The organism is Enterobacter sp. P82 (genome assembly GCF_037053385.1).
GTDB lineage: Bacteria > Pseudomonadota > Gammaproteobacteria > Enterobacterales > Enterobacteriaceae > Enterobacter.
Genome location: NZ_JBALHX010000012.1, coordinates 1 through 17,224, shown reverse-complemented (window position 1 = coordinate 17,224; position 17,224 = coordinate 1). Strand labels below are relative to the sequence as shown.

Sequence of the window (17,224 nt, the reverse complement as noted above, 5' to 3'; positions counted from 1 at the left end):
AACTTATAATCGTCAGCTGGCACAAGGAGAACATAATGAGTTTTATTAAAGAATTTCGCGAATTTGCGATGCGCGGGAATGTAGTAGATTTGGCAGTGGGTGTCATTATTGGTGCGGCATTCGGTAAGATCGTCTCATCATTAGTAGCCGACATTATCATGCCGCCGTTGGGGTTATTAATCGGGGGCATTGATTTCAAACAATTTGCCGTCACGCTTCGGGATGCGCAGGGCGATGTCCCGGCGGTCGTAATGCATTACGGTGTGTTCATTCAGAACATATTCGACTTCGTGATTGTGGCGTTTGCCATTTTTATGGCCATCAAGCTTATCAACAAGTTAAATCGTAAAAAAGAAGAACCTGCAGCAGCGCCAGCACCAACAAAAGAAGAAGTATTGCTGACAGAGATTCGCGATCTGTTAAAAGAGCAGAATAATCGCTCTTGATCAGAAACTAAAAGCAAGAAGGCCAGTGGTAAAAAAGCGATCCGCTTGTTTGCCACTGGCCTCCCAGTTACCCCGTTTTGCATGTTTGTCTTTACGCAGATAACTTCCCTTCCCTTTTTTACTTTTCTCGACGCGCTGTCTGAAGAGCGGGTCGTGTAGTAGAGCTTCAATAGCGTTATCTTTGATTTTTCCCTTCGTATGCTGATAGCGGCTCATCATTTCTCCTGAGCATGGTTAATGTCGACGGAAGTCTAGATCCGGGCGGGCAAAAAATCAACTGCCCGCCATTTCTCCACTGGCCCCCTGTTCAAGGGCTTCCAGAATTGAACAATAGATGCTGCTGTGCGCCGTTCCACAGCAAGCGTCATTCAGCCTTTGTAAAGAACGCTGCATAGCCTGCAACTCCTGAATGCGCGCTTCAACCTCATCCAGGCGGGCCTGAACAATACTCTTCGACTCCTGGCAGGTATGGTGTTCCGGATCAATACGGATCGATAATAACTCGCGGATCGAATCCAGTGTGAAACCAAGCTGACGCGCATAACGAATAAAGCGCAGACGTTGTAGATCGTTATCGGTATAAAGGCGAAAACCACCCTCAGTGCGAACTTCATGATCAATCATCTGCTGCTTTTCATAGTATCGGATGGTATCCGGTGTTACGTTCGCGAGCTTTGCAAGTTCACCGATACGGTACATAACTATTCCTCGTTTATTTTATGCATCAATCTTTCGCCGTATTCACCGTGCAGAAAATCAGTATTCATTCCAGCCTGGCGAAGCTTGAGTTCAATCAATGCGAGCCGACGGGTAAGTTCAGAATGTCGAGGATCGTCCTGACGGATACCTCTGAGTAGATCAGCAAGCTCAACCACCTCCCTGCGCTGTTCGAGTTCAGGAGGAAGACAACCTGCATTTTTCAGTAATCGGTATCCTGCACGTAATTCTGGCGCGATGTGCGAATCGTCTTCCAGCACAAGGGGAGCGCCACTTCCTGGAAGATCATCAAATTCACCTTTTTTTTGGGCATCGCGAATATGGCGTTCTGCCCACTGATCGAGCAACCACATTATCAGCTCCAGGGAAAGAACAGATTTGATACAGACATTGTAGAGAAGTGGGGATATACAGGATATAAAAAAACCCGCCGAAGCGGGTTTTTTTACGTTACTGCAGATTACTCTGCAGCAGCTTCTGCTTTCTCTGAACGATCAACCAGCTCGATGTAAGCCATCGGCGCGTTGTCGCCTGCACGGAAGCCACACTTCAGAATGCGAGTGTAACCACCGGCACGGCTCGCGAAACGCGGGCCCAGTTCGTTAAACAGTTTTGCCACGATCTCGTTATCACGAGTACGGGCGAATGCCAGACGACGATTAGCAACGCTGTCAGTCTTGGCAAGAGTAATCAGCGGCTCAACTACGCGACGCAGCTCTTTCGCTTTAGGCAGGGTCGTCTTGATGATCTCATGACGAACCAGTGAACCTGCCATGTTGCGGAACATAGCCTGGCGATGGCTGCTGTTGCGGTTCAGTTGACGACCACTCTTACGATGGCGCATGACCTTATCCTTCTCAGTAAAACCTTAACCTGTGATCCGGTTACTCGTCAGCAATACTAGCTGGTGGCCAGTTTTCCAGGCGCATGCCCAGAGACAGACCACGTGAAGCCAGCACGTCTTTAATCTCAGTAAGAGATTTTTTACCCAGGTTCGGCGTTTTCAGCAACTCAACCTCGGTACGCTGTACCAGATCACCGATATAGTGGATAGCTTCTGCCTTGAGGCAGTTAGCAGAGCGGACAGTCAATTCGAGATCGTCAACAGGGCGCAGCAGGATCGGATCGAATTCTGGTTTCTCTTCTTTCACTTCCGGCTGACGTACATCACGTAAGTCAACGAAAGCTTCCAGTTGTTCTGCCAGGATGGTTGCCGCACGACGAATCGCCTCTTCAGGATCGATTGTGCCGTTGGTTTCCATTTCGATGACCAGCTTGTCCAGGTCGGTACGCTGTTCTACACGCGCTGCTTCAACATTGTAGGCAATACGCTCTACAGGGCTGTAGCATGCGTCGACCAGCAGACGGCCGATTGGGCGCTCATCTTCTTCCGAATGAATTCGGGCAGAAGCCGGCACATAACCACGACCGCGCTGAACTTTGATACGCATGCTAATAGCTGCGTTCTCATCGGTCAGGTGGCAGATCACGTGCTGCGGCTTGACGATTTCAACATCACCGTCGTGGGTGATGTCGGCTGCAGTCACAGGGCCAATGCCAGATTTATTCAGAGTAAGAATAACTTCATCTTTACCCTGAACTCTCACCGCCAGCCCTTTCAGGTTGAGCAGGATTTCAAGGATATCTTCCTGAACGCCTTCTTTGGTGCTGTACTCATGAAGTACACCATCAATCTCAACCTCGGTCACCGCGCAACCCGGCATCGATGAGAGCAGAATACGGCGCAGTGCGTTACCCAGAGTATGGCCAAAGCCACGCTCTAAAGGCTCAAGGGTCACCTTGGCGTGCGTCGAACTCACTTGCTCGATATCTACCAGGCGCGGTTTTAGAAACTCTGTCACAGAACCCTGCATTGTGTCCTCTCTTTGGTACTAAGCTTTACTTGGAGTAAAGCTCGACGATCAGGTGTTCGTTAATGTCCGCAGACAGATCAGAACGTTCTGGCTGACGCTTGAACGTACCTTCCATCTTGCCAGCATCAACTTCCAGCCAGGTTGGCTTTTCACGCTGCTCAGCCAGCTCCAGAGCGGCCTTCACGCGAGATTGCTTTTTCGCTTTCTCACGAATGCTAACAACGTCATTCGCTTTAACCTGATAAGAAGCGATGTTAACAACACGACCGTTTACCATGATTGCTTTGTGGCTAACCAGCTGACGTGATTCAGCACGAGTAGCGCCGAAGCCCATACGGTATACAACGTTGTCCAGACGACCTTCCAGCAGAGCCAGCAGGTTTTCACCCGTGTTGCCTTTCAGACGTGCTGCTTCTTTATAGTAGTTACGGAACTGACGCTCCAGCACACCGTACATACGGCGAACTTTTTGCTTTTCACGCAACTGCACACCATAGTCAGACAGACGCGGTTTACGCGCACCGTGCTGGCCAGGAGCTTGTTCAATTTTACACTTGGTATCGATCGCGCGAACGCCAGACTTAAGGAATAAGTCGGTGCCCTCACGACGGCTCAGCTTGAGCTTAGGACCCAAATATCTTGCCATTTTCTATCTCCAACTAACCTAAAAAACGAGCGTTATACGCGACGTTTTTTCGGCGGACGACAACCGTTATGAGGGATCGGAGTCACATCAGTAATATTCGTGATGCGGAAACCAGCGGCGTTCAGAGCGCGAACAGTAGATTCACGACCCGGACCCGGACCTTTAACCATAACTTCCAGATTCTTGATGCCGTATTCTTTTACGGCTTCAGCGCAACGCTCTGCTGCAACCTGAGCTGCGAACGGAGTGGATTTGCGAGAACCACGGAAACCGGAACCACCGGCTGTTGCCCAACCCAATGCGTTACCCTGACGATCAGTAATAGTAACGATGGTGTTGTTGAAAGAAGCATGGATATGAGCCACGCCGTCAGAGACTTGTTTTCTTACACGTTTACGTGCACGAACTGGTGCCTTTGCCATTATTCAATCACCCCGATTATTTCTTGATCGGTTTGCGCGGACCCTTACGGGTACGTGCGTTGGTCTTAGTACGCTGACCGCGCACTGGCAGACCACGACGATGACGCAAACCGCGATAGCAACCAAGATCCATCAGGCGCTTGATGCTCATGCTGATTTCACGGCGCAGATCACCTTCAACGACAAATTTGGCAACTTCGTCACGCAGCGTGTCGATTTGTTCTTCAGACAGCTCACTGATCTTAACATCTTCAGCGATACCCGCTGCAGCCAGAATGGCTTTAGAACGGGTCTTGCCGACGCCGTAGATCGAAGTTAATGCGATCACAGCATGTTTCTGATCAGGAATGTTAATGCCTGCTATACGGGCCACTATGCACTCCTACTATTTAATATGTACGCACCATGCTGAAAAGCCCGTTTTCAGGATACTCAAATGGAAACGTACAGACATACAAAAGATTGGCTGGCTAATCTAGCCAGCTCAACCCAACTTTGCAAGAAAAATATGCGAAATAATCAGCCTTGGCGCTGTTTATGCTTCGGCTCGGCACTGCAAATCACACGGATGACACCATCACGTTTAACGATTTTGCAGTTACGGCATAATTTCTTGACGGAAGCACGAACTTTCATTTTTACTCTCCGTAACTTCTCAGGCGACCAATTAGCGGCCGTAGCCTTTCAGGTTCGCCTTCTTCAATGCAGACTCGTACTGACTGGACATCATCAGAGTTTGCACTTGAGCCATAAAGTCCATAATCACGACAACAACGATAAGCAGTGAGGTTCCACCGAAGTAGAACGGTACTTTCATTGCATCACGCATGAACTCCGGGATCAGGCAGATAAAAGTAATATAAAGCGCACCAACCAAAGTCAGGCGGGTCATTACTTTATCGATATACTTCGCCGTTTGCTCTCCCGGACGAATTCCTGGTACAAATGCACCGGACTTCTTCAGGTTATCTGCTGTTTCACGCGGGTTGAAGACCAACGCCGTGTAGAAGAAACAGAAGAAGATGATCGCAGACGCATAGAGTAACACATAAAGTGGTTGCCCAGGCTGCAAATACAGCGAAATTGTTGTCAGCCAGTTCCAACCAGTCCCGCCCCCGAACCATGACGCGATGGTCGCCGGGAACAGAATAATACTGGAAGCGAAGATCGCCGGGATTACCCCTGCCATATTCACTTTCAGCGGTAAATGTGTGCTCTGTGCAGCATAGACACGACGACCTTGCTGACGTTTAGCGTAGTTCACCACAATGCGGCGTTGACCACGTTCAACGAATACAACAAAGAACGTCACTGCAAATACTAATACTGCAACCAACAGCAACAGGAGGAAGTGCAGGTCGCCTTGACGCGCTTGCTCGATAGTATGGGCGATGGCTGGCGGGAGGCCCGCAACAATACCGGCGAAGATAATGATTGAGATACCGTTACCGATACCACGCTCAGTAATCTGTTCGCCGAGCCACATCAGGAACATTGTTCCTGTGACCAGACTAACAACAGCGGTGAAATAGAATGCAAAGCCTGGGTTTAATACCAGGCCCTGCATACCAGGCATATTCGGAAGACCGGTAGCAATACCGATCGACTGGAATATTGCCAGCACCAGGGTACCGTAACGGGTGTACTGACTAATCTTACGACGTCCAGACTCCCCTTCTTTCTTCAACTCTGCCAGGGCCGGATGAACGACCGTCAGCAGCTGGATAATAATAGATGCCGAAATGTACGGCATAATACCCAGAGCGAAGATAGAAGCACGGCTGAGAGCACCACCAGAGAACATGTTGAACATTTCAATGATGGTGCCTCGCTGTTGCTCAAGCAGTTTGGCAAGTACAGCGGCATCGATACCAGGGATCGGAATAAAAGAGCCAATACGGAACACAATCAGCGCGCCGATAACAAACAGCAGTCTGCGTTTCAGCTCGCCAAATCCACCTTTGGCACTTTGAAAATCTAATCCCGGTTGCTTAGCCATCTGCTACTTATTCCTCAATTTTACCGCCAGCAGCTTCGATAGCAGCACGAGCACCTTTAGTAACACGCAGGCCACGAACAGTTACCGGAGTAGAAACTTCACCAGCCAGGATCACTTTCGCGAACTCGATCTGGATACCGATAATGTTTGCTGCTTTCAGCGTGTTCAGGTCTACAACGCCGCCTTCAACTTTCGCCAGGTCAGACAGACGGATTTCCGCTGTGATCGCTGCTTTGCGAGAGGTGAAGCCGAACTTCGGCAGACGACGGTACAGTGGCATCTGGCCACCCTCGAAACCGCGACGTACGCCACCGCCAGAACGAGAGTTCTGACCTTTGTGACCACGACCACCGGTTTTGCCGAGGCCAGAACCGATACCACGACCCAGGCGTTTACCCGCCTTTTTAGAGCCTTCGGCCGGAGACAGAGTATTTAAACGCATCTCTTACTCCTCAACTTTAACCATGAAGTAAACCGCGTTGACCATACCGCGAACAGCAGGAGTATCCTCGCGCTCAACGGTATGACCAATACGACGCAGACCCAGGCCAAGCAGCGTTGCCTTGTGTTTCGGCAGACGACCGATTGCACTGCGGGTTTGAGTGATTTTAATAGTCTTTGCCATGGTCAATTACCCCAGAATTTCTTCAACGGATTTACCACGCTTGGCAGCGACCATTTCTGGAGAATTCATATTTTCCAGGCCATCAATAGTTGCACGAACCACGTTGATCGGGTTGGTGGAACCATATGCTTTAGCCAGTACGTTATGAACCCCAGCAACTTCCAGAACGGCGCGCATTGCACCACCGGCGATGATACCGGTACCTTCTGAAGCTGGCTGCATGAATACACGAGACCCCGTGTGAACACCTTTAACTGGGTGTTGCAGGGTGCCGTTGTTCAGCGCGACGTTAATCATGTTGCGACGGGCTTTTTCCATCGCTTTCTGGATCGCTGCTGGAACTTCACGCGCTTTACCGTAACCAAAACCAACGCGACCGTTACCATCACCCACTACAGTCAGAGCTGTGAAGGAGAAAATACGACCACCTTTAACGGTTTTAGATACGCGGTTTACCGCGATCAGCTTTTCCTGCAGTTCGCCAGCCTGTTTTTCGATGTGAGCCATCTTACACCTCTACCTTAGAACTGAAGGCCAGCTTCACGGGCAGCATCTGCCAGTGCCTGGACACGACCATGATATTGGAACCCGGAACGGTCAAAGGAAACATTGCTGATGCCTTTTTCCAGAGCGCGTTCAGCAACAGCTTTACCTACAGCTGCAGCGGCGTCTTTGTTACCGGTGTACTTCAATTGTTCTGCAATAGCTTTTTCTACAGTAGAAGCAGCTACCAGAACTTCAGAACCGTTCGGTGCAATTACCTGTGCGTAAATATGACGCGGGGTACGATGTACCACCAGGCGAGTTGCACCCAGCTCTTTGAGCTTGCGGCGTGCGCGGGTCGCACGACGGATACGAGCAGATTTCTTATCCATAGTGTTACCTTACTTCTTCTTAGCCTCTTTGGTACGCACGACTTCGTCGGCGTAACGAACACCCTTGCCTTTGTAAGGCTCAGGACGACGGTAGGCGCGCAGATCTGCTGCAACCTGACCGATCAGCTGTTTATCAGCGCCTTTCAGCACGATTTCAGTTTGAGTCGGACATTCTGCAGTGATACCGGCCGGCAGCGGATGCTCAACAGGGTGTGAGAAGCCCAGAGACAGGCCTACTGCATTCCCTTTGATAGCTGCACGATAACCTACACCAACCAGCTGAAGCTTTTTAGTGAAGCCTTCGGTAACACCAACAACCATTGAGTTCAGCAGGGCACGCGCGGTACCAGCCTGAGCCCATCCATCCACGAAACCATCACGTGGACCGAAGGTCAGAGCGTTATCTGCATGTTTAACTTCAACAGCTTTGTTGAGGGTACGAGTCAGCTCGCCGTTTTTACCTTTGATCGTAATAACCTGACCGTCGATTTTTACATCAACGCCGGCAGGAATAACGACCGGTGCTTTAGCAACACGAGACATTCTTTCCTCCGATTAGGCTACGTAGCAGATAATTTCGCCACCAAGACCAGCCTGGCGCGCTGCACGATCAGTCATAACACCTTTAGAGGTAGAAACAACTGCGATACCAAGACCAGCCATAACTTTTGGCAGCTCATCTTTTTTCTTATAGATGCGCAGGCCTGGGCGGCTGACACGCTGAATGCTTTCTACAACAGCTTTACCCTGGAAATACTTGAGAGTAAGTTCCAGTTCCGGCTTGGTGTCGCCTTCAACTTTAAAATCTTCGATAAAACCTTCTTCCTTCAGCACGTTGGCAATTGCCACTTTCAGCTTGGCGGAAGGCATGGTGACCGCAACTTTGTTCGCGGCCTGACCGTTACGGATACGGGTCAGCATATCCGCGATCGGATCTTGCATGCTCATCTGTCTTTACTCCCGTGATTCAATTGGTAATTACCAGCTAGCCTTTTTCAAGCCTGGTACTTCACCGCGCATGGCGGCTTCACGCAGTTTGATACGGCTCAACCCAAACTTGCCCACATAACCATGTGGACGACCTGTTTGACGACAGCGGTTACGCTGACGAGACGGGCTGGAATCACGCGGCAGAGACTGCAGCTTGAGAACCGCATTCCAACGATCTTCGTCGGAAGCGTTCACATCAGAAATGATCGCTTTCAGTTCAGCGCGTTTAGCGAAGAATTTATCAGCTAAAGCTACGCGCTTTACTTCGCGTGCTTTCATTGATTGCTTAGCCATTCAGTAACCCTACCTTACTTGCGGAACGGGAAGTCAAAGGCAGCCAGCAGAGCACGGCCTTCTTCGTCAGATTTCGCAGTAGTGGTAATGGTAATATCCAAACCACGCACGCGGTCGACTTTATCGTAGTCGATTTCTGGGAAGATGATCTGCTCACGGACACCCATGCTGTAGTTACCACGACCGTCGAAAGACTTAGCGGACAAGCCACGGAAGTCACGGATACGTGGAACAGCAATAGTGATCAGGCGCTCAAAGAACTCCCACATGCGTTCGCCACGCAGAGTTACTTTACAGCCGATCGGATAGCCCTGACGGATTTTGAAGCCTGCAACAGATTTGCGTGCTTTGGTGATCAGCGGTTTTTGACCGGAGATTGCTGTCAGGTCAGCTGCTGCGTTATCCAGCAGTTTCTTGTCAGCGATCGCTTCACCAACACCCATGTTCAGGGTGATCTTCTCGACCCGAGGGACTTGCATGACAGAATTGTAGTTAAACTCAGTCATGAGTTTTTTAACTACTTCGTCTTTGTAGTAATCATGCAGTTTCGCCATCGTACTACTCCAAATTACTTGATAGTTTCGCTGTTAGACTTGAAGAAACGGACTTTTTTACCGTCTTCGAATCTAAAGCCTACACGGTCAGCCTTGCCGGTAGCCGCATTGAAGATTGCAACGTTAGAAACCTGAATAGCAGCTTCTTTTTCAACGATGCCGCCTGGTTGGTTCAGGGCCGGAACCGGCTTCTGATGTTTCTTAACCAGGTTGATACCTTCAACGACGAGTTTGCCGGAAGACAGAACATTTTTTACTTTACCGCGTTTACCTTTATCTTTACCGGTTAACACGATAACTTCGTCATCACGACGGATTTTCGCTGCCATGATTCGCTCCTTAGAGTACTTCTGGTGCCAGAGAGATAATTTTCATGAACTTCTCAGTACGAAGTTCACGAGTTACCGGCCCAAAGATACGCGTGCCGATAGGCTGCTCGCTGTTATTGTTTAAAATAACGCATGCATTACCATCGAAGCGAATGACAGAACCGTCAGGGCGACGAACACCCTTCTTGGTGCGCACCACTACCGCCTTCAGCACATCACCTTTTTTGACCTTACCACGTGGAATTGCTTCCTTGATGGTGATCTTGATGATGTCGCCTACGCCTGCGTAGCGACGGTGCGAGCCACCCAGAACCTTGATACACATTACGCGACGTGCACCGGAGTTGTCGGCGACGTTCAGCATAGTCTGTTCTTGGATCATTTTAGTGCTCCGCTAATGTCAACTACTACCTGAGACTCTAAAATCAGAGCCGTTAAAAAGCCCCATATCGAGGGCGCGGCATTATAACACCGCTTCTACAATATGGGTAGAAAAAATAAACGGCTCATCGCTGAGCCGTTTATTCGTATTGAGAATGCGTACTGTATTACAGAACAGCTTTCTCTACAACGCGAACCAGCGTCCAGGACTTAGTCTTGGACAGTGGACGGCATTCACGGATTTCAACCTTGTCGCCGATACCACATTCGTTGTTCTCGTCATGTACGTGCAGTTTGGTCGTACGCTTGATGAATTTACCGTAGATCGGGTGTTTCACAATACGTTCGATAGCTACAACAATGGATTTCTCCATTTTGTCGCTAACAACACGACCTTGCAGAGTACGGATTTTATCGGTCATTACGCACCCGCCTTCTGAGTCAGTAAAGTCTTAACGCGTGCAACATTGCGACGCACTTGCTTCAGCAGGTGAGTCTGTTGCAGCTGGCCACTTGCAGCCTGCATACGCAGGTTGAACTGCTCACGCAGCAGGTTCAGCAGCTCAGCGTTCAGCTCTTCAACGCTTTTTTCACGCAGCTCTTTTGCTTTCATTACATCACCGTCTTAGTTACAAAGGTGGTTTTGATAGGCAGTTTCGCTGCTGCCAGGCCGAAGGCTTCACGGGCCAGCTCTTCCGGAACACCGTCCATTTCATACAGGACTTTGCCCGGTTGGATCAAGGCAACCCAGTACTCCACGTTACCTTTACCTTTACCCATACGAACTTCCAGCGGCTTCTCGGTAATTGGTTTGTCCGGGAATACACGGATCCAAATTTTACCTTGACGCTTAACTGCACGGGTCATTGCACGACGTGCTGCTTCGATCTGACGTGCAGTCAGACGACCACGGCCAACAGCTTTCAGACCGAAAGTGCCGAAGCTAACATCCGTACCCTGCGCCAGACCACGGTTGCGGCCTTTGTGCACTTTACGGAATTTTGTACGCTTTGGTTGTAACATCAGCGACGCTCCTTATTTACGGCCTTTACGCTGCTGCTTTTTAGGTTGAGCAGCCGGTTTTTCCGGTTGTTCAACAGCAGCCATACCACCCAGGATCTCACCTTTGAAGATCCATACCTTAACGCCGATTACACCGTAAGTGGTGTGCGCTTCAGAGGTGTTGTAGTCGATGTCAGCACGCAGAGTGTGCAGCGGTACGCGACCTTCACGGTACCATTCGGTACGTGCGATTTCCGCGCCGCCCAGACGGCCGCTAACTTCAACTTTGATACCTTTAGCGCCCAGACGCATTGCGTTCTGTACAGCACGCTTCATAGCACGACGGAACATAACACGACGTTCCAGCTGTGAAGTGATGCTGTCAGCAACCAATTTAGCGTCCAGTTCAGGCTTACGAACTTCAGCGATATTGATCTGTGCAGGAACGCCAGCGATATCCGCTACGACCTTGCGCAGTTTTTCTACGTCTTCGCCTTTCTTACCGATAACGATGCCAGGACGAGCAGTGTGGATAGTCACACGGATGCTCTTAGCTGGACGCTCGATAACGATACGAGATACAGACGCTTTAGCCAGTTCCTTAGTCAGGTACTGACGTACTTTAAAATCGCTGTCCAGGTTGTCAGCGAATTCTTTGGTGTTCGCAAACCAGGTAGAGTTCCATGGTTTTACAATACCCAGGCGAATACCATTAGGATGTACTTTCTGACCCATTGCTAGTCTCCAGAGTCTCAGCGATCGGACACAACCACAGTAATGTGGCTGGTGCGCTTCAGGATGCGATCTGCACGACCTTTCGCACGCGGCATAATGCGCTTCATGCTTGGGCCTTCATCTACGAAAATTTTCGCGACTTTCAGATCGTCGATGTCAGCGCCATCGTTGTGTTCAGCGTTAGCAATGGCAGATTCCAGTACTTTCTTGACCAATACCGCAGCTTTCTTGTTGGTATAGGTCAGGATGTCCAGGGCCTGCGACACTTTCTTACCGCGAATCAGGTCAGCAACAAGGCGAACCTTCTGAGCAGAAGAACGAGCATGGCGATGTTGAGCTAAAGTTTCCATCTCTTCCTCCTACCTTATTTCTTCTTCGCTTTTTTATCAGCAGCGTGGCCGCGATAAGTACGAGTCGGTGCGAATTCACCCAGTTTGTGACCAACCATTTCGTCGGTAACAAAGACTGGAACGTGCTGACGACCATTATGGACAGCGATGGTCAAACCGATCATGTTAGGAAAGATCGTTGAACGACGGGACCAAGTGCGCAGGGGCTTCTTGTCTCCGCTTTCCACCGCTTTCTCTACCTTCTTCAGCAAGTGCAGGTCAATAAAAGGACCTTTCTTGAGAGAACGTGGCATGGCTTATCCTCTAAAATTATTTGCTACGGCGACGTACGATAAATTTATCAGTACGCTTGTTGCTGCGGGTCTTCTTACCTTTGGTCTGAACGCCCCACGGAGTTACCGGGTGCTTACCAAAGTTACGACCTTCACCACCACCATGTGGGTGGTCGACTGGGTTCATCGCAGTACCGCGAACGGTAGGACGAACACCACGCCAGCGTGCAGCACCTGCTTTACCCAGAACGCGCAGCATATGCTCAGCATTGCCAACTTCGCCCAGGGTTGCACGGCAGTCTGCTTCGACTTTACGCATTTCACCAGAACGCAGACGCAGGGTGACATAAGCACCATCACGAGCAACGATCTGAACGTAAGTACCAGCGGAACGTGCCAGCTGACCGCCTTTACCTGGTTTCATTTCTACGTTATGAACGGTAGAACCAACCGGGATATTGCGCATCGGCAGGGTGTTACCTGCTTTGATTGCAGCATCAACGCCAGACTGAATCTGGTCGCCAGCTTTCAGGCCTTTAGGGGCCAGGATGTAACGGCGTTCGCCGTCTTTGTACAGAACCAGCGCGATGTTCGCGGAACGGTTCGGATCGTACTCAAGACGTTCAACAACTGCTGGGATACCGTCTTTGTTGCGTTTGAAGTCAACAATACGATAAGCCTGCTTGTGGCCACCACCGATGTGACGAGTGGTGATACGGCCATTGTTGTTACGACCACCGGATTTGCTGTTTTTTTCCAGCAACGGAGCAAAAGGTTTGCCCTTGTGCAGCTCAGGGTTAACCACTTTAACTACGTGGCGACGACCCGGAGATGTCGGTTTACATTTAACAACTGCCATTGTATTACTCCTCCGACTTACTCAGCGCCGCCAACGAAGTCCAGATTCTGGCCTTCTTTCAGGGTGACGTAAGCTTTTTTCCAGTCGCTACGACGACCGATACGCTGTCCGTGACGTTTAACTTTCCCTTTAACTACCAGGGTGTTAACGACTTCGACTTCGACTTCAAACAGTTTCTGCACAGCAGCTTTGATCTCTGCTTTGGTCGCGTCTTTAGCAACTTTGAGAACGATGGTGTTTGTTTTTTCCATCGCAGTAGACGCTTTTTCAGAAACGTGCGGTGCGCGAAGCACCTTCAGCAGACGTTCTTCACGAATCATGCCAGCATCTCCTCAACTTGCTTAACAGCATCAGCAGTCATTACGACTTTGTCGAAGGCGATCAGGCTAACCGGGTCGATACCAGTCGCATCGCGTACGTCAACCTTGTGCAGGTTACGTGCGGCCAGGAACAGGTTCTCGTCCAGCTCACCGGTGATGATCAGCACATCTTCCAGAGCCATGTCTTTCAGTTTCTGTGCCAGCAGCTTAGTTTTAGGCGCTTCTACAGAGAACTTCTCGACAACGATCAGACGATCCTGACGTACCAGTTCGGACAGGATGCTTTTCAGCGCGCCGCGGTACATCTTTTTGTTAACTTTTTGACTGTGGTCCTGTGGACGCGCAGCGAAGGTCACGCCACCTGAACGCCAGATCGGGCTCTTTATAGAACCTGAACGCGCACGGCCGGTACCTTTCTGGCGCCATGGCTTTTTGCCGGAACCAGTTACTTCAGCACGAGTCTTCTGAGCACGAGTACCCTGACGAGCACCAGCTGCATAAGCAACAACAACCTGGTGAACCAGCGCTTCGTTGAAATCACGACCGAAGGTAGTTTCGGAAACAGTCAGCGCGCTCTGCGCGTCTTTCAATACTAATTCCATTGCTATCCCCTTACGCCTTCACAGCTGGTTTAACGATCAGGTCGCTACCGGTTGCACCCGGAACTGCACCTTTAACCAGCAGCAGGTTGCGCTCAGCGTCAACACGTACTACGTCCAGGCTCTGAACGGTTACACGTTCGTTACCCAGCTGACCTGCCATTTTCTTGCCTTTGAACACTTTGCCAGGAGTCTGGTTCTGACCGATAGAACCCGGAACGCGGTGAGACAAGGAGTTACCGTGAGTAGCGTCCTGGGTACGGAAGTTCCAGCGCTTAACGGTACCAGCAAAACCTTTACCTTTAGAGGTACCGGTTACGTCAACTTTTTTAACGTCAGCAAACAGCTCAACGCTAATGTCCTGACCTACGGTGAACTCTTCGCCTTCAGCAAGACGGAATTCCCACAGACCACGGCCAGCTTCTACGCCAGCTTTAGCGAAGTGACCCGCTTCTGGTTTGGTTACACGGTTAGCTTTTTTAGCACCAGTGGTAACCTGAATAGCGCGGTAGCCATCGTTAGCCAGATCTTTAACCTGAGTAACGCGGTTTGCTTCAACTTCGATTACGGTTACTGGGATAGAAACGCCATCTTCAGTGAAGATGCGGGTCATACCCACTTTTTTACCGACTAAACCAATCATTGTTTCAACCTCTCAATCGCTCGATGACCTGATTAACCCAGGCTGATCTGCACGTCTACACCGGCAGCCAGATCCAGACGCATCAGAGCATCAACGGTTTTCTCAGTTGGCTCAACGATGTCAACCAGACGCTTGTGAGTGCGGATTTCGTACTGATCACGCGCGTCTTTGTTAACGTGCGGGGAGATCAGAACGGTGAAGCGCTCTTTGCGGGTCGGCAGCGGGATCGGACCACGGACTTGCGCACCAGTGCGCTTAGCAGTCTCGACGATTTCCGCGGTTGATTGATCGATCAGACGATGATCAAACGCTTTAAGGCGGATACGGATTCTTTGGTTCTGCATGAGACCAGAGCTCCAATTATTTTATAAACGAAAATGATTACTCCTCAAACCCATTACGATTGATGGGAGAGTGTAACCGTTCTTACGTAGCTCCCCAATTGGGAGCATTGTTGAGTAACAAAATGAGCTACTCTGGTTCTGATTGAACCCGCCGTCAATTACGACAAGCCCGCGCATTATACGTAAATCTGGGAAAGACGCAAGTGCCGTTTAGAAATTAAGCGCCAAAGACGCAGTATGCGTAAGGGCGCGCAACATTTTATGCAATGTATTCCTAATCGAATCTTTGTCTGGAGCCGCTACGCAATTGCTGCTTTTGTGCATTGCCTGATAAGCAGGTTATAACGAGTATGCGCTCAAACCCCTTTGAGACCTTTTGCATGTTAACCACCCTCCCCTTTCTGCTGGTCTATTTTTCGCTGACGGCATTTCTTGTCCATGCTGATATTCGCTACGGACTGCTTCCCGATAAATTTCTCTGCCCGCTACTATGGGTAGGCCTGCTTTTTCAGCTTTGTATCCATCCTGATTTTTTGGCGAGTGCGGTGGTGGGGGCAATGGCAGGATATTTTGGCTTTGCCGTTATTTACTGGGGCTATCGATTTATCTGCCGGCGGGAAGGGATGGGATATGGCGATGTTAAATACCTGTCTGCGCTTGGCGCCTGGCATGGTTGGTGCGTACTGCCAACCCTGGCATTACTCGCTGCGCTTATGGCATTACTTAGCATTCTTGTTTTTTCATTACTCACCTCTGATAAAGAGGCAATAAAAAACCCGCTGCCTTTTGGGCCATTTCTGGCAGCTGCGGGTTTATGCGTTGGCTGGAAGACGCTGGTTACTCTTCCACTTTAATCTGCGACTGAAGGTAGTTTTGCAGGCCAATCTTAGCGATGAGATCCAGCTCAGTTTCCAGCCAGTCAATATGACCCTCTTCGTCAGCCAGGATCTGGATCATCATGTCGCGGCTGACGTAATCATGGACGCTATCCGCATAGGCAATAGCTTCACGGAGATCTTTGGCGCCTTCAAGTTCGAGCCTGAGGTCAGAACGCAACATCTCTTCGACATCTTCTCCGATGCCTAGCTTTCCGAGATCCTGCAGGTTTGGAATGCCTTCAAGGAATAAAATACGCTCGATATATTTATCAGCGTGCTTCATTTCATCGATCGATTCATGGTACTCAACGTCGTTCAAACGTTTAAGTCCCCAGTTTTTAAACATTCTCGCGTGAAGAAAGTACTGGTTGATTGCGACAAGCTCATTTCCCAATAATTTATTGAGATAACTTATGATTTTAACATCACCTTTCATTATATAGTCCCTCCGCTTCCACTCATTGAAGCGTAGATCGGGCTACAGGGATGTCAAAAAAAAGATAGGCGCTTACGCGATCTCTTTGTATTCCGGGATCTGCATCAATTCGTCTTGCATGATCTCACGCGCAGCACGTACGCATTTACCGCATTGATTTCCCACTGGAACAAATTTGCGAAGCTGCTGGAATGACTGTGGCTGAAACTGGCGAACGGCCTGGCGTATTTTTTTGTCACTGACACCATTACATAAACAGACGTACATAAAAACTCCCGTTCAAAATATGCGCAAAGTGTAAGTGAGAATGGTTATGATTACAATAGCACAGGCGCCAGAATACGGGGCGGGAGCAGGCAAAAAATGCGAAATTTTGTGACAGTGCCTGGGCGGCAGAAAACAAAAAAGGACGCCGAAGCGTCCTTTTTTTATTCAGGGATAATTAATTAGCCCAGAACTTTAGCAACCACGCCCGCGCCAACGGTACGGCCGCCTTCACGGATTGCGAAACGCAGACCGTCGTCCATCGCGATTGGGTGGATCAGAGTCACAACCATCTTGATGTTGTCGCCTGGCATTACCATCTCTACGCCTTCTGGCAGTTCGATGGTACCGGTCACGTCAGTAGTACGGA

Annotated in this window: 35 protein-coding genes and 1 pseudogene; 2 read left to right on the top strand and 34 right to left on the bottom strand. The window is 49.8% G+C overall.

The genetic code is table 11. The features are described 5' to 3' along the window. The first annotated feature begins 35 nt into the window (after positions 1-35). Positions 36-446: a large-conductance mechanosensitive channel protein MscL gene (gene mscL / locus WB237_RS22930; protein WP_014072054.1), complete on the top strand. Its 411-nt coding sequence runs from the start codon at positions 36-38 to the stop codon at positions 444-446. On the opposite strand, the gene WB237_RS22925 is transcribed toward mscL, so the two are convergent. From WB237_RS22925 to rpsJ, 31 genes are all read right to left on the bottom strand, one after another. After that, positions 447-662: an alternative ribosome-rescue factor A gene (locus WB237_RS22925; protein ID WP_336216698.1), complete on the bottom strand. Its 216-nt coding sequence runs from the start codon at positions 660-662 to the stop codon at positions 447-449. A gap of 57 nt (positions 663-719) precedes the next feature. Then, positions 720-1,145: a Zn(2+)-responsive transcriptional regulator gene (gene zntR, locus WB237_RS22920; protein WP_336216679.1), complete on the bottom strand. Its 426-nt coding sequence runs from the start codon at positions 1,143-1,145 to the stop codon at positions 720-722. Between the two features lie 2 nt (positions 1,146-1,147). Continuing rightward, positions 1,148-1,516 (bottom strand): DUF1992 domain-containing protein, encoded by a 369-nt coding sequence (locus WB237_RS22915; RefSeq protein WP_336216677.1) that lies wholly within the window; start codon positions 1,514-1,516, stop codon positions 1,148-1,150. Positions 1,517-1,623: 107 nt separating this feature from the next. Next, positions 1,624-2,007: a 50S ribosomal protein L17 gene (gene rplQ, locus WB237_RS22910; protein ID WP_001216368.1), complete on the bottom strand. Its 384-nt coding sequence runs from the start codon at positions 2,005-2,007 to the stop codon at positions 1,624-1,626. A 40-nt stretch (positions 2,008-2,047) separates the two neighbouring features. Further along, positions 2,048-3,037, bottom strand: coding sequence for a DNA-directed RNA polymerase subunit alpha (locus WB237_RS22905; protein ID WP_002919219.1), 990 nt, complete (start codon positions 3,035-3,037; stop codon positions 2,048-2,050). A 25-nt stretch (positions 3,038-3,062) separates the two neighbouring features. Further along, positions 3,063-3,683: a 30S ribosomal protein S4 gene (rpsD, locus tag WB237_RS22900; RefSeq protein WP_004868345.1), complete on the bottom strand. Its 621-nt coding sequence runs from the start codon at positions 3,681-3,683 to the stop codon at positions 3,063-3,065. 32 nt (positions 3,684-3,715) lie between these two features. Then, the gene (gene rpsK / locus WB237_RS22895; protein WP_003863312.1) at positions 3,716-4,105 is read right to left on the bottom strand and encodes a 30S ribosomal protein S11; all 390 of its coding nucleotides are present in this window, start codon (positions 4,103-4,105) and stop codon (positions 3,716-3,718) included. 16 nt (positions 4,106-4,121) lie between these two features. Next, on the bottom strand, positions 4,122-4,478 hold the full coding sequence (rpsM, locus tag WB237_RS22890; protein WP_003863308.1) for a 30S ribosomal protein S13: 357 nt from the start codon (positions 4,476-4,478) through the stop codon (positions 4,122-4,124). Positions 4,479-4,624: 146 nt separating this feature from the next. After that, positions 4,625-4,741 carry a 50S ribosomal protein L36 gene (rpmJ, locus tag WB237_RS22885; RefSeq protein WP_000868187.1) on the bottom strand — a complete coding sequence of 39 codons (117 nt, stop codon included), beginning with the start codon at positions 4,739-4,741 and terminating at the stop codon, positions 4,625-4,627. Between the two features lie 31 nt (positions 4,742-4,772). After that, positions 4,773-6,104, bottom strand: a complete 1,332-nt coding sequence (gene secY / locus WB237_RS22880; RefSeq protein WP_003863305.1) for a preprotein translocase subunit SecY — start codon at positions 6,102-6,104, stop codon at positions 4,773-4,775. Positions 6,105-6,111: 7 nt separating this feature from the next. Continuing rightward, positions 6,112-6,546 (bottom strand): 50S ribosomal protein L15, encoded by a 435-nt coding sequence (rplO, locus tag WB237_RS22875; RefSeq protein WP_003863304.1) that lies wholly within the window; start codon positions 6,544-6,546, stop codon positions 6,112-6,114. A 3-nt stretch (positions 6,547-6,549) separates the two neighbouring features. Continuing rightward, a complete protein-coding gene (gene rpmD, locus WB237_RS22870; protein ID WP_003863301.1) occupies positions 6,550-6,729 on the bottom strand; it encodes a 50S ribosomal protein L30 in 180 nt (59 codons plus the stop codon). 6 nt (positions 6,730-6,735) lie between these two features. Continuing rightward, the gene (gene rpsE / locus WB237_RS22865) at positions 6,736-7,236 is read right to left on the bottom strand and encodes a 30S ribosomal protein S5 (protein WP_003863299.1); all 501 of its coding nucleotides are present in this window, start codon (positions 7,234-7,236) and stop codon (positions 6,736-6,738) included. A gap of 14 nt (positions 7,237-7,250) precedes the next feature. Continuing rightward, complete coding sequence (rplR, locus tag WB237_RS22860; RefSeq protein WP_013099023.1) at positions 7,251-7,604, bottom strand: 50S ribosomal protein L18; 354 nt, start codon at positions 7,602-7,604, stop codon at positions 7,251-7,253. 9 nt (positions 7,605-7,613) lie between these two features. Next, complete coding sequence (gene rplF / locus WB237_RS22855) at positions 7,614-8,147, bottom strand: 50S ribosomal protein L6 (protein WP_003863296.1); 534 nt, start codon at positions 8,145-8,147, stop codon at positions 7,614-7,616. A gap of 12 nt (positions 8,148-8,159) precedes the next feature. After that, positions 8,160-8,552 carry a 30S ribosomal protein S8 gene (gene rpsH / locus WB237_RS22850; protein WP_006178918.1) on the bottom strand — a complete coding sequence of 131 codons (393 nt, stop codon included), beginning with the start codon at positions 8,550-8,552 and terminating at the stop codon, positions 8,160-8,162. Between the two features lie 30 nt (positions 8,553-8,582). Then, complete coding sequence (gene rpsN, locus WB237_RS22845) at positions 8,583-8,888, bottom strand: 30S ribosomal protein S14 (protein ID WP_003863291.1); 306 nt, start codon at positions 8,886-8,888, stop codon at positions 8,583-8,585. 14 nt (positions 8,889-8,902) lie between these two features. Beyond that, on the bottom strand, positions 8,903-9,442 hold the full coding sequence (gene rplE / locus WB237_RS22840; protein WP_001096202.1) for a 50S ribosomal protein L5: 540 nt from the start codon (positions 9,440-9,442) through the stop codon (positions 8,903-8,905). A 14-nt stretch (positions 9,443-9,456) separates the two neighbouring features. Beyond that, complete coding sequence (gene rplX, locus WB237_RS22835; RefSeq protein ID WP_003863287.1) at positions 9,457-9,771, bottom strand: 50S ribosomal protein L24; 315 nt, start codon at positions 9,769-9,771, stop codon at positions 9,457-9,459. A gap of 10 nt (positions 9,772-9,781) precedes the next feature. Next, the gene (rplN, locus tag WB237_RS22830; protein ID WP_002919748.1) at positions 9,782-10,153 is read right to left on the bottom strand and encodes a 50S ribosomal protein L14; all 372 of its coding nucleotides are present in this window, start codon (positions 10,151-10,153) and stop codon (positions 9,782-9,784) included. Positions 10,154-10,319: 166 nt separating this feature from the next. Continuing rightward, on the bottom strand, positions 10,320-10,574 hold the full coding sequence (gene rpsQ / locus WB237_RS22825) for a 30S ribosomal protein S17 (protein ID WP_008503489.1): 255 nt from the start codon (positions 10,572-10,574) through the stop codon (positions 10,320-10,322). Continuing rightward, positions 10,574-10,765, bottom strand: coding sequence for a 50S ribosomal protein L29 (gene rpmC / locus WB237_RS22820; RefSeq protein ID WP_003863282.1), 192 nt, complete (start codon positions 10,763-10,765; stop codon positions 10,574-10,576). Before rpmC ends, rpsQ begins: the two co-directional genes overlap by 1 nt. Further along, on the bottom strand, positions 10,765-11,175 hold the full coding sequence (rplP, locus tag WB237_RS22815; RefSeq protein ID WP_002919759.1) for a 50S ribosomal protein L16: 411 nt from the start codon (positions 11,173-11,175) through the stop codon (positions 10,765-10,767). Before rplP ends, rpmC begins: the two co-directional genes overlap by 1 nt. A gap of 12 nt (positions 11,176-11,187) precedes the next feature. Continuing rightward, a complete protein-coding gene (gene rpsC, locus WB237_RS22810) occupies positions 11,188-11,889 on the bottom strand; it encodes a 30S ribosomal protein S3 (RefSeq protein WP_000529945.1) in 702 nt (233 codons plus the stop codon). A gap of 17 nt (positions 11,890-11,906) precedes the next feature. Then, positions 11,907-12,239, bottom strand: a complete 333-nt coding sequence (gene rplV / locus WB237_RS22805; protein WP_002919773.1) for a 50S ribosomal protein L22 — start codon at positions 12,237-12,239, stop codon at positions 11,907-11,909. Between the two features lie 14 nt (positions 12,240-12,253). Further along, positions 12,254-12,532: a 30S ribosomal protein S19 gene (gene rpsS / locus WB237_RS22800; RefSeq protein ID WP_001138117.1), complete on the bottom strand. Its 279-nt coding sequence runs from the start codon at positions 12,530-12,532 to the stop codon at positions 12,254-12,256. Between the two features lie 16 nt (positions 12,533-12,548). Further along, positions 12,549-13,370, bottom strand: coding sequence for a 50S ribosomal protein L2 (gene rplB, locus WB237_RS22795; RefSeq protein WP_000301859.1), 822 nt, complete (start codon positions 13,368-13,370; stop codon positions 12,549-12,551). Positions 13,371-13,387: 17 nt separating this feature from the next. Next, the gene (gene rplW / locus WB237_RS22790) at positions 13,388-13,690 is read right to left on the bottom strand and encodes a 50S ribosomal protein L23 (protein WP_000617546.1); all 303 of its coding nucleotides are present in this window, start codon (positions 13,688-13,690) and stop codon (positions 13,388-13,390) included. Further along, positions 13,687-14,292 (bottom strand): 50S ribosomal protein L4, encoded by a 606-nt coding sequence (rplD, locus tag WB237_RS22785; protein ID WP_000424395.1) that lies wholly within the window; start codon positions 14,290-14,292, stop codon positions 13,687-13,689. The genes rplW and rplD overlap by 4 nt, the downstream gene beginning before the upstream one ends. 10 nt (positions 14,293-14,302) lie before the next feature. Further along, positions 14,303-14,932 (bottom strand): 50S ribosomal protein L3, encoded by a 630-nt coding sequence (rplC, locus tag WB237_RS22780; RefSeq protein WP_003863274.1) that lies wholly within the window; start codon positions 14,930-14,932, stop codon positions 14,303-14,305. A gap of 32 nt (positions 14,933-14,964) precedes the next feature. Continuing rightward, positions 14,965-15,276 carry a 30S ribosomal protein S10 gene (gene rpsJ, locus WB237_RS22775; RefSeq protein WP_001181005.1) on the bottom strand — a complete coding sequence of 104 codons (312 nt, stop codon included), beginning with the start codon at positions 15,274-15,276 and terminating at the stop codon, positions 14,965-14,967. Between the two features lie 380 nt (positions 15,277-15,656). Between rpsJ and WB237_RS22770 the strand changes: the two genes are divergently transcribed. Then, the gene (locus WB237_RS22770) at positions 15,657-16,130 is read left to right on the top strand and encodes a prepilin peptidase (RefSeq protein WP_336216667.1); all 474 of its coding nucleotides are present in this window, start codon (positions 15,657-15,659) and stop codon (positions 16,128-16,130) included. Here WB237_RS22770 and bfr read toward each other — a convergent pair. The 3 genes and pseudogenes from bfr to tuf all read right to left on the bottom strand — a co-directional run. Next, positions 16,114-16,590, bottom strand: coding sequence for a bacterioferritin (gene bfr / locus WB237_RS22765; protein WP_008503492.1), 477 nt, complete (start codon positions 16,588-16,590; stop codon positions 16,114-16,116). The two genes, WB237_RS22770 and bfr, sit on opposite strands and share 17 nt — an antisense overlap. Before the next feature lie 72 nt (positions 16,591-16,662). Continuing rightward, the gene (gene bfd / locus WB237_RS22760) at positions 16,663-16,857 is read right to left on the bottom strand and encodes a bacterioferritin-associated ferredoxin (RefSeq protein WP_008503493.1); all 195 of its coding nucleotides are present in this window, start codon (positions 16,855-16,857) and stop codon (positions 16,663-16,665) included. 179 nt (positions 16,858-17,036) lie between these two features. Continuing rightward, positions 17,037-17,224: pseudogene (gene tuf, locus WB237_RS22755) on the bottom strand (elongation factor Tu); the annotation flags it as partial.

Bases quoted from the DNA above. Each gene is read 5' to 3' on its own strand.
- mscL (WP_014072054.1), top strand. From the start codon at position 36: ATGAGTTTTATTAAAGAATTTCGCGAATTTGCGATGCGCGGGAATGTA.
- WB237_RS22925 (WP_336216698.1), bottom strand. From the start codon at position 662: ATGAGCCGCTATCAGCATACGAAGGGAAAAATCAAAGATAACGCTATT.
- zntR (WP_336216679.1), bottom strand. From the start codon at position 1,145: ATGTACCGTATCGGTGAACTTGCAAAGCTCGCGAACGTAACACCGGAT.
- WB237_RS22915 (WP_336216677.1), bottom strand. From the start codon at position 1,516: ATGTGGTTGCTCGATCAGTGGGCAGAACGCCATATTCGCGATGCCCAA.
- rplQ (WP_001216368.1), bottom strand. From the start codon at position 2,007: ATGCGCCATCGTAAGAGTGGTCGTCAACTGAACCGCAACAGCAGCCAT.
- WB237_RS22905 (WP_002919219.1), bottom strand. From the start codon at position 3,037: ATGCAGGGTTCTGTGACAGAGTTTCTAAAACCGCGCCTGGTAGATATC.
- rpsD (WP_004868345.1), bottom strand. From the start codon at position 3,683: ATGGCAAGATATTTGGGTCCTAAGCTCAAGCTGAGCCGTCGTGAGGGC.
- rpsK (WP_003863312.1), bottom strand. From the start codon at position 4,105: ATGGCAAAGGCACCAGTTCGTGCACGTAAACGTGTAAGAAAACAAGTC.
- rpmJ (WP_000868187.1), bottom strand. From the start codon at position 4,741: ATGAAAGTTCGTGCTTCCGTCAAGAAATTATGCCGTAACTGCAAAATC.
- secY (WP_003863305.1), bottom strand. From the start codon at position 6,104: ATGGCTAAGCAACCGGGATTAGATTTTCAAAGTGCCAAAGGTGGATTT.
- rplO (WP_003863304.1), bottom strand. From the start codon at position 6,546: ATGCGTTTAAATACTCTGTCTCCGGCCGAAGGCTCTAAAAAGGCGGGT.
- rpmD (WP_003863301.1), bottom strand. From the start codon at position 6,729: ATGGCAAAGACTATTAAAATCACTCAAACCCGCAGTGCAATCGGTCGT.
- rpsE (WP_003863299.1), bottom strand. From the start codon at position 7,236: ATGGCTCACATCGAAAAACAGGCTGGCGAACTGCAGGAAAAGCTGATC.
- rplR (WP_013099023.1), bottom strand. From the start codon at position 7,604: ATGGATAAGAAATCTGCTCGTATCCGTCGTGCGACCCGCGCACGCCGC.
- rplF (WP_003863296.1), bottom strand. From the start codon at position 8,147: ATGTCTCGTGTTGCTAAAGCACCGGTCGTTATTCCTGCCGGCGTTGAT.
- rpsH (WP_006178918.1), bottom strand. From the start codon at position 8,552: ATGAGCATGCAAGATCCGATCGCGGATATGCTGACCCGTATCCGTAAC.
- rpsN (WP_003863291.1), bottom strand. From the start codon at position 8,888: ATGGCTAAGCAATCAATGAAAGCACGCGAAGTAAAGCGCGTAGCTTTA.
- rplE (WP_001096202.1), bottom strand. From the start codon at position 9,442: ATGGCGAAACTGCATGATTACTACAAAGACGAAGTAGTTAAAAAACTC.
- rplX (WP_003863287.1), bottom strand. From the start codon at position 9,771: ATGGCAGCGAAAATCCGTCGTGATGACGAAGTTATCGTGTTAACCGGT.
- rplN (WP_002919748.1), bottom strand. From the start codon at position 10,153: ATGATCCAAGAACAGACTATGCTGAACGTCGCCGACAACTCCGGTGCA.
- rpsQ (WP_008503489.1), bottom strand. From the start codon at position 10,574: ATGACCGATAAAATCCGTACTCTGCAAGGTCGTGTTGTTAGCGACAAA.
- rpmC (WP_003863282.1), bottom strand. From the start codon at position 10,765: ATGAAAGCAAAAGAGCTGCGTGAAAAAAGCGTTGAAGAGCTGAACGCT.
- rplP (WP_002919759.1), bottom strand. From the start codon at position 11,175: ATGTTACAACCAAAGCGTACAAAATTCCGTAAAGTGCACAAAGGCCGC.
- rpsC (WP_000529945.1), bottom strand. From the start codon at position 11,889: ATGGGTCAGAAAGTACATCCTAATGGTATTCGCCTGGGTATTGTAAAA.
- rplV (WP_002919773.1), bottom strand. From the start codon at position 12,239: ATGGAAACTTTAGCTCAACATCGCCATGCTCGTTCTTCTGCTCAGAAG.
- rpsS (WP_001138117.1), bottom strand. From the start codon at position 12,532: ATGCCACGTTCTCTCAAGAAAGGTCCTTTTATTGACCTGCACTTGCTG.
- rplB (WP_000301859.1), bottom strand. From the start codon at position 13,370: ATGGCAGTTGTTAAATGTAAACCGACATCTCCGGGTCGTCGCCACGTA.
- rplW (WP_000617546.1), bottom strand. From the start codon at position 13,690: ATGATTCGTGAAGAACGTCTGCTGAAGGTGCTTCGCGCACCGCACGTT.
- rplD (WP_000424395.1), bottom strand. From the start codon at position 14,292: ATGGAATTAGTATTGAAAGACGCGCAGAGCGCGCTGACTGTTTCCGAA.
- rplC (WP_003863274.1), bottom strand. From the start codon at position 14,932: ATGATTGGTTTAGTCGGTAAAAAAGTGGGTATGACCCGCATCTTCACT.
- rpsJ (WP_001181005.1), bottom strand. From the start codon at position 15,276: ATGCAGAACCAAAGAATCCGTATCCGCCTTAAAGCGTTTGATCATCGT.
- WB237_RS22770 (WP_336216667.1), top strand. From the start codon at position 15,657: ATGTTAACCACCCTCCCCTTTCTGCTGGTCTATTTTTCGCTGACGGCA.
- bfr (WP_008503492.1), bottom strand. From the start codon at position 16,590: ATGAAAGGTGATGTTAAAATCATAAGTTATCTCAATAAATTATTGGGA.
- bfd (WP_008503493.1), bottom strand. From the start codon at position 16,857: ATGTACGTCTGTTTATGTAATGGTGTCAGTGACAAAAAAATACGCCAG.